The organism is Chromohalobacter sp. HP20-39 (assembly GCF_033052815.1).
In the GTDB taxonomy this organism is placed as follows: Bacteria; Pseudomonadota; Gammaproteobacteria; order Pseudomonadales; family Halomonadaceae; genus Chromohalobacter.
In genome coordinates this window covers 1-629 of the sequence record NZ_JAWHTP010000071.1, presented here as the reverse complement: position 1 = coordinate 629, position 629 = coordinate 1, and the positions used below count along the sequence as shown (strand labels likewise).

Annotated in this window: 2 protein-coding genes; both read right to left on the bottom strand. The window is 64.2% G+C overall.

All coding sequences use genetic code 11. From position 1 onward, the window contains the following. Window positions 1–45: 45 nt before the first annotated feature. Window positions 46–459, bottom strand: coding sequence for a hypothetical protein (locus tag RVY79_RS16955; protein ID WP_048932667.1), 414 nt, complete (start codon window positions 457–459; stop codon window positions 46–48). Then, window positions 443–629, bottom strand: a 187-nt coding sequence (locus RVY79_RS16950) for a hypothetical protein (RefSeq protein WP_317465637.1), incomplete at its 5' end; no start/stop codon positions are given. The genes RVY79_RS16950 and RVY79_RS16955, both read right to left, overlap by 17 nt.

The window sequence follows — 629 nt, the reverse complement described above, 5'->3', positions numbered from 1 at the left end:
CGTTGGCGCAGCCGGCCAACAGTAGGCACAGCAATGCGGCCCGGATCATGGTTGGCTCCCGCTGTAGCTCACGCGCAGGGCGTGCAGCGACGCGCAGGCATCGACGCCAGGCTGTTGTGCCAGGATGCGGCCGGCGGCAATGCTGTACTTGGCCTGATCGGCTTGGGCCGCCTTGTCGGCGGCCGCAGCTGCTGCCTCGCGCGCAATCGCCGCCTTCTGCATGTCGGTAACGGCCTGACTCTGCCGCGCCAGGGATGCGCCCAGTGCCTGGTTGTCGCCCTCGGCTTTCGCGAGAGCCGTTTGCACTTTCGCCAGTTCGGCGCGTGCCGCATCTCGCTCGTGCTTGTAGATCATACCGACGGCGGCGGCCATGCCGATCACCAGAAGGACCGCCACGATCAAGATGCGCTTCACGTCGCCAAAAAGCCAGTCGATGGCCTTCTCAATCAGCATCAGCATGGTGGATCACCTCGTTCGGTGTGAATTGGTAGCCCTCGATCGCGTACCGCTGTGCGATCCAGAGCGGGAACGGCATGTCGTGGATGCCGGCGTCCTTGCCCGTGTGGTGCTGCTTGCAGAGCAGTAGCCCATTCACGGTCATGTCGTCGACGAACAGGTATGGGTCAGCC

Excerpts from the sequence above, each read along its gene's own strand:
- RVY79_RS16955 (WP_048932667.1), bottom strand. The coding sequence starts at position 459 with ATGCTGATGCTGATTGAGAAGGCCATCGACTGGCTTTTTGGCGACGTG.